Here is a 6,093-nt window from a genome sequence, read left to right as displayed (position 1 = left end):
ACATCATCTCCGAAATGAGCGCTTTTGAAAGTTTCGGGGAATTCGAGGAAACGAGTGACGAAACGGAAACGTTCGATAATTTCGACGGATTCGAGGACAACGCGACCCTAGAAGCGATCCAAACCCCCACGGTGGACATCATCTCCGAAATGAGCGCTTTTGAAAGTTTCGGGGAATTCGAGGAAACAACCGCGCCCGAGCTTTCTTCTGTCGATCTCGATTTCTTGAACAGTCCCGCCCTGGAAGAAGTCGAATCGATAGCGAATTTTGAAGATTTAGCGATCGAGGATCACGAAATCTTTTCTTCGAGAGTTTCTCCGGACGACACCAGTTTCTTCGATCTCCTACCCACCGAGGCCGAACAATCCGAGTCGTTATCCACCGACGCTCTCCCCAGTTCACTCGAAGAGTTATTCGCGAATACCAACGATGCGGAGGCGAACGCTCTTTTCGAGTCTCTAGCGAGCGAGATCGAGAATGCCGGCTCTAACGGTCATGTAGATTCTCAGTTCTCCGCCGTTAGCGAAGAGATCGATCTCGATTTCTTCAGTATGTTAGAAAATTCGGACACGGGAGCGAGCGAACCCCTACCTTCCGAGGCGGATCTCGAATCTTTTGACGAACTTTTCAATGACGATCTCTTCTCGGAATGGGGGAATGGAACTCCCTCTCAGGGAAATAAGATAGAGTCTCATTAGTAGCGCCCGATCGATCGAGAAAGAAGGCGGAAGACAGAAACTCCCCGATTTTTGACTTCTGACTTTCTTTAAGTCGATCGATTTTTTTTCGGGAATTTCGGAAATATCTAGCTCATAAAATCTAAATTTTTTTTTCTGTCTTTTAGATTTTTGTAAAATTCATTTTTCCCTTGACAAACTTATAAAAGTTTCCCCCCTTTTATTTTTGATTGTTCCTCCTGACTCCTGACTCCGGGCGAGGAAACCCCGCCCCTACCGCTGGCTCCTTATCTACCGGAGAAATTCTGATTTCTGGAAGAGATTTTCTAACGTCCCGGATAGACTCTCCCTTTCCACGCGCCTCCCTGACCTCGCCAATATCGAAACGCCGAATCTACCGTCATCAAACTATAGAAAACGGCGATAAAAGGTAGGGTGAGCGATCGCCAAATAGATAGCCCGTATAATTTTAAGGTCGGCCAGTAGGATACCGCCATTAATAACCAGACGATCGAGCTAACGATCGCGAGAAGTTTATTTCCGAACAATAACCCGATAACTAACCCGATCGGCGCGGCTAGATAGGTAATAAACATCCCGATAATCGTTCCGATTAGGAGAAAAGGCGAATAATTAAGTTGAGTGAATGCGGTACGGGCTACCATATTCCAAATCGTTTCTAAATCGGGATAGGGGCGGATACTGCGGGTGGTTTCACTCAATCCCAACCAGATCGATCGAGTCCCGATTTCCGGACGCGATCGGATATAGTTTTTCACGGCGATCGCCAGAGAACAATCATCGATTAACGCGTCTTTGAGAATCTCGATCCCGCCGATTTTTTCGAGAATATCCCGACGGATCAGGATACACCCCCCCGCGGCCGCCGCGATGGTGCTGTTCGGATTATTGACCGAAGGAAACGGGTATAATTTCTCGAAGAAAAAGACGAAAGCGGGAATTAAAAACTTCTCCCAAAAACTCTGACAACGTAGCGCGACCATTACAGAAACTAGGGCTTGATTTTCCCGTTCCGCTTTCGAGATTAATCTTGACAAATTCGTTCGATCGTGTTCGATATCCGCGTCGGTTAACAATAAATAATCGATCGCCGAATCCCCCGTCGCGCGCGCGATTCCCTGTTTCATCGCCCATAATTTTCCCGTCCACCCCGCGGGCAGGGGTTGACCGGTCAGAACCGTTAACCGCTCGGATCGATCGAACTTCCCGGCGATTTCCCGCGCCACTTCCGCCGTTCCGTCGCTACTGCAATCATCGACGAGAACGATCGAGAAATCCCCCGCGTAATCCTGCGAGAACAGGGAAGAAAGGCTAATCGGCAGGCTTTCCGCTTCATTTCGCGCTGGGATAACCGCCCGCACCACCGGCAAACGGGATAGAGTGGGAGAATCCGCGTCGAGTTTTTGATCCGATCGCCAGAATCGACCCCGAAAAAACAGGAGATAGAGCCAGATAACCAGAGAGATGGCGGTGATAAACAGGAAAAATCGCGTCATTCGTGTTCGCGTACCAGAATTGTCCTATCGTATTGTAAGGGGAATGTCGGGGCGATCGCTGAAAAAAATCGTTTCCGAACGCTACTATTAGTTAAATTTTCTAGTAACGCTGTATGGATTACGAGGTAGTTATTGTCGGGGCCGGGCCCGCGGGAGGTCACTGCGCGCGACGGTTGAGCGAGAAAGGTTATCGCGTGCTTTTACTCGAACAACATTCGAGTTTTCTGGATAATAATTTTTCTAGTGCCGCGTCTCCGCTGGAAATTTTAGAGGATTTCCAATTACCGGAAAGCGTGGTCGCCCGTTTCTGGAAACATATCGACATTATCGCCACCAATGTCGAGCGATCGTGGCGATCCGATCGACCGTTAGGAGTGGTTTTCGATTTCGCCAAACTACGGGAATTTCTCGCGGGAGAAGTGGTAAGACTCGGCGGTGAAGTTCGTATGGGTTGCCGTTATCTAACTTATGAAGAAAAGGAAGACGGGCTAACCGTTTCTCTCAAATCGAAGGGAAAGGAAATCGAGACAGTTAACACGAAATTAGTAATCGACGCGACGGGTTACGCCCGGGCGGTCATCTATCCCCATCGACGGGAAAGACCCGAATTATGTAAGGGAGTCGGTATCGAATATTTAATTAAAGTTTCGGATATAGTGTATCAAAAATACGCCGATTCCCTGGTGTTTTTCCTCGGACATAAATGGAGTCCGAAAGGCTACGGCTGGATTTTCCCGATGGAGGATAATCGGCTAAAAGTCGGTTCCGCGTGGCTAGAGGGGGAACACCCGCACATCGATCGAGTCAAACCGTTAAAGGAATATATTCACGCGATTCTGTCGGAATATTTACGGGTAGAAAGTTACGAACTTATCGAGACCCACGGCTCGATCATCGAATACTCGATCGGACTCCAAGATATTTATTATCGCGGCGATCGGGTTCTGGCGATCGGGGATACGGTTTCCACGATCAATCTACTCGGTGGGGAGGGAATCCGTCACGCCATGCGGGGAGCGGAAATCGCCTGTCCTTATATCGAATCAGCCCTGCGGGGAAAAGCCGATTTTAACGCTTACGAACGCGCGTTAAAACAATATTTCGAGCCGAAGTGGAGTGTGTCCGATCGCCTCAGCCGGAAAGTATATTTAGAATACAGTGATTCCCGCATCGATAAAGGCGTTGCCGCCCTTCAATATCTCTCGATGCCGGATTTAATCGATATTCTCTTTTACTACAAATTCGAGAAATACACCAAAGGAATCGGCGGCTATTTACTCGGGAAAATACGCCAATGGTTGGCGCGCTTTCCGCTCCCCGAAAAGGGCGATCGAACGCGATAGGATGGATAGGGGTCTCCCGTCCCCGTGACTGTAGTTCTAGAGAATGCCGTGGTAAAGTCCCTCCGTTTTAGCGCGATTATCGGATTAGTAGCCTTATTAGGAGCGTGTAGTGGCAACGCCTCCCTAGAAAACCGTTTCGCCGCCGATCCCTCGCTCCAGGGTAGTCCCACAGTGGAAACCTCCCCGACTCCCACCCCCACTACCGACCAACTGCCCGACAATTTCCCCACCGATATCCCGCGATACGACAACGCGGAATTGCTCTCCGTACAATCTAGCCCCGATAACCCGGAGGTACAAACCCGATGGAGAACGAGCGATCCGACGAATCTGGTCGAAAACTTCTACCAACAGCAACTACAGGCGAATAACTGGGAGATTGTCACCCCTTTTTCCGGAGATGGCACGAATAGCGCCCTGAGCGCCCGTCGGGATAATCTAGAATTAACGGTCGCGATCGTTTCCACCTCCCCGAATACGGAATTTAGCCTCGATTACCGTCCGGCAGGAACCCCGGCCACTTCCCCGACCGTTTCCCCGACCGTTTCCCCGACCCCTTCCGTCTCTCCTTCCCCCGTCACGACGGGAAATCCGACGACTTTTAGCGATCTCGATCGAGTTCCCGATATTTTACGCGCCAATATTCAAGATCTCGCCCGTTTAGGGGTTTTATCGGCGAATCCTCCCACGAGCGATCGATTTAATCCCAATAGCCCCATCAGTCGGCGAGATTTCGCCCGCTGGCTGGTGCTGGCGAACAATACCATTCATGCCAGCGTACCGGGCAAACAGATCCGTCTGGCGGATACCGGCGCGACCCCGGCTTTCGGCGACGTGAAACCGAACGACCCCGACTATTCCTATATTCAAGGTTTAGCCGAATCTGGATTAATTCCCTCGAAATTAACCGGAGACACGAGCGCGCTGTTATTTCGTCCCGATTCCCCCCTGACGCGGGAAGATCTCATCGCGTGGAAAGTCCCCCTCGATATCCGCAAGGCCCTCCCCGCGGCCACCCCGGACACGATTAAAAATAGTTGGGGTTTTCAGGATAGCGCGAAAATCAATCCGAAAGTGGTTCGATCGATCTACGCCGACTATCAAAACGCCGATCAAGCCAATATCCGCCGAGTTTACGGCTATACTACCCTATTCCAACCCAAGCGACCCGTAACCCGCGCCGAAGCCGCCGTCGCTCTCTCCTACTTCGGTTATCAGGGCGATGGTCTATCCGCCGCCGACGCGCTTCAGGCCGGATTGACCCAGCAGGGGAATTCGCGGTAAGTGGGGATGGGGGATTTTTCGGGGAAAAGGCGAAAGGAAAAGGGAGAAAGGCTACTTTTAAGCTTTTTACCTTTCCTTTATTCTCTGGCTTACCGTTTCTCGGTAGGTTAGCACCGCGTAACCCACCCTACGTTCTCTGCCTTTTCGGTAAATTTCGCCTGCTAATCCCCTCTCTCTGGTATTTTGTAGGGGAGTCCAGGATGTCGATCGATTTTCATGAGTCCAATCGCCAACACCCTATTTTCGAGCCTATTCTTAACTTCGTTTCCCTTTCTGCTCGCGGGGATCGCGGTTTCCAGTTTTTTAGCCGCTTTCGTCAACGATCGAAAACTGGCGGCGTTTTTCCCTCGCGGTCGCGTTTTGGGGGCGATCGTCGGCAGTTTGTTAGGATTGCTGTTACCGGTGGGACAGTATGGCACGATTCCCATCGCGAGACGGTTTTTCCGGCAGGGTGTCCCCCTCGCGGTCGTGTTTAGTTTTCTCGTCGCCGCGCCGACCTTAAACGTCCTAACTCTCTGGCTAACCTGGCAATTTTTCGCCGAACGTTCTAGTATTTTCTTCTATCGATCGATCGCGGTGTGGATCTTGGCGATCTCGATCGGTATCCTCTTCAGTTATTATCGGGGACAACCACAAATAAAGGAAGAAAAATCGCTTGAATCTCCCGAGTTTTTCGAGGAAGATCTTTCAGCGATCGAGGAAGAAATCGAAGATCGATCGGGAATCAGCGATATCATCCACGAGTATAAAATTAAACGTTCTCGACAACGCTTCTGGCTACCGAACCTATCGCTTTTTGTCCGAAACTTTACCCGCGAGACCTTAGAATTCGGCGCGTTATTAATCTGGGGATGCACGATCGCTTCCCTATTCCAACTATGGCTACCCCAACAACAACTTATTGAATGGGGACAAATTCCCGAAGCGCAAATCTTGGTAATGATTCTCTTCGGTTTCGGCCTATCGGTGAATTCTAGCCTGAGCGTCCTCGTTCCGGGGTCTCTCACCACGACACTTTTTACCGGTTCTTTTCTCGCCTATTTTCTCCCCGCTTCCCTGATTAACATCCAGGGAGTCCCGTTACTTCTCGCCTCGTTCTCTCGAAAAGTCGTTCTTTATCTCGTTCTTCTACTGCTATCTTTTACCTTTCTAATTTCCCTAACCCTGAGTTTTTATCTCGGTTAATCTCTCGATCGAGGGAAAATTTTTTTTCGATGAAACAAGTTCGGGACTTTTTCACTCATGATCATTAATCGACCCGATAGATAGCGA

General features: G+C 50.1%; 5 protein-coding genes. 4 read left to right on the top strand and 1 reads right to left on the bottom strand.

The window, feature by feature from the left end; genetic code table 11:
• On the top strand, window positions 1-698 hold a 698-nt coding region (locus V0288_RS21130; protein ID WP_332867157.1), incomplete at its 5' end, for a hypothetical protein.
• A 305-nt stretch (window positions 699-1,003) separates the two neighbouring features.
• Here V0288_RS21130 and V0288_RS21125 read toward each other — a convergent pair.
• Window positions 1,004-2,194, bottom strand: coding sequence for a glycosyltransferase (locus tag V0288_RS21125; protein WP_332867156.1), 1,191 nt, complete (start codon window positions 2,192-2,194; stop codon window positions 1,004-1,006).
• A gap of 113 nt (window positions 2,195-2,307) precedes the next feature.
• Between V0288_RS21125 and V0288_RS21120 the strand changes: the two genes are divergently transcribed.
• From V0288_RS21120 to V0288_RS21110, 3 genes are all read left to right on the top strand, one after another.
• Complete coding sequence (locus tag V0288_RS21120; protein ID WP_332867155.1) at window positions 2,308-3,537, top strand: NAD(P)/FAD-dependent oxidoreductase; 1,230 nt, start codon at window positions 2,308-2,310, stop codon at window positions 3,535-3,537.
• 24 nt (window positions 3,538-3,561) lie between these two features.
• Window positions 3,562-4,821: an S-layer homology domain-containing protein gene (locus tag V0288_RS21115; RefSeq protein WP_332867154.1), complete on the top strand. Its 1,260-nt coding sequence runs from the start codon at window positions 3,562-3,564 to the stop codon at window positions 4,819-4,821.
• A gap of 216 nt (window positions 4,822-5,037) precedes the next feature.
• Window positions 5,038-6,006, top strand: a complete 969-nt coding sequence (locus tag V0288_RS21110) for a permease (RefSeq protein ID WP_332867153.1) — start codon at window positions 5,038-5,040, stop codon at window positions 6,004-6,006.
• Window positions 6,007-6,093 lie beyond the last annotated feature (87 nt).

It is taken from the genome of Pannus brasiliensis CCIBt3594 (genome assembly GCF_036688125.1).
In the GTDB taxonomy this organism is placed as follows: Bacteria; Cyanobacteriota; Cyanobacteriia; order Cyanobacteriales; family Microcystaceae; genus Pannus; species Pannus brasiliensis.
Note: the sequence above shows the minus strand (reverse complement) of the source record. Positions and strands in the feature narration are given on the sequence as shown.

Excerpts from the sequence above, each read along its gene's own strand:
- V0288_RS21125 (WP_332867156.1), bottom strand. The coding sequence starts at position 2,194 with ATGACGCGATTTTTCCTGTTTATCACCGCCATCTCTCTGGTTATCTGG.
- V0288_RS21110 (WP_332867153.1), top strand. The coding sequence starts at position 5,038 with ATGAGTCCAATCGCCAACACCCTATTTTCGAGCCTATTCTTAACTTCG.
- V0288_RS21120 (WP_332867155.1), top strand. The coding sequence starts at position 2,308 with ATGGATTACGAGGTAGTTATTGTCGGGGCCGGGCCCGCGGGAGGTCAC.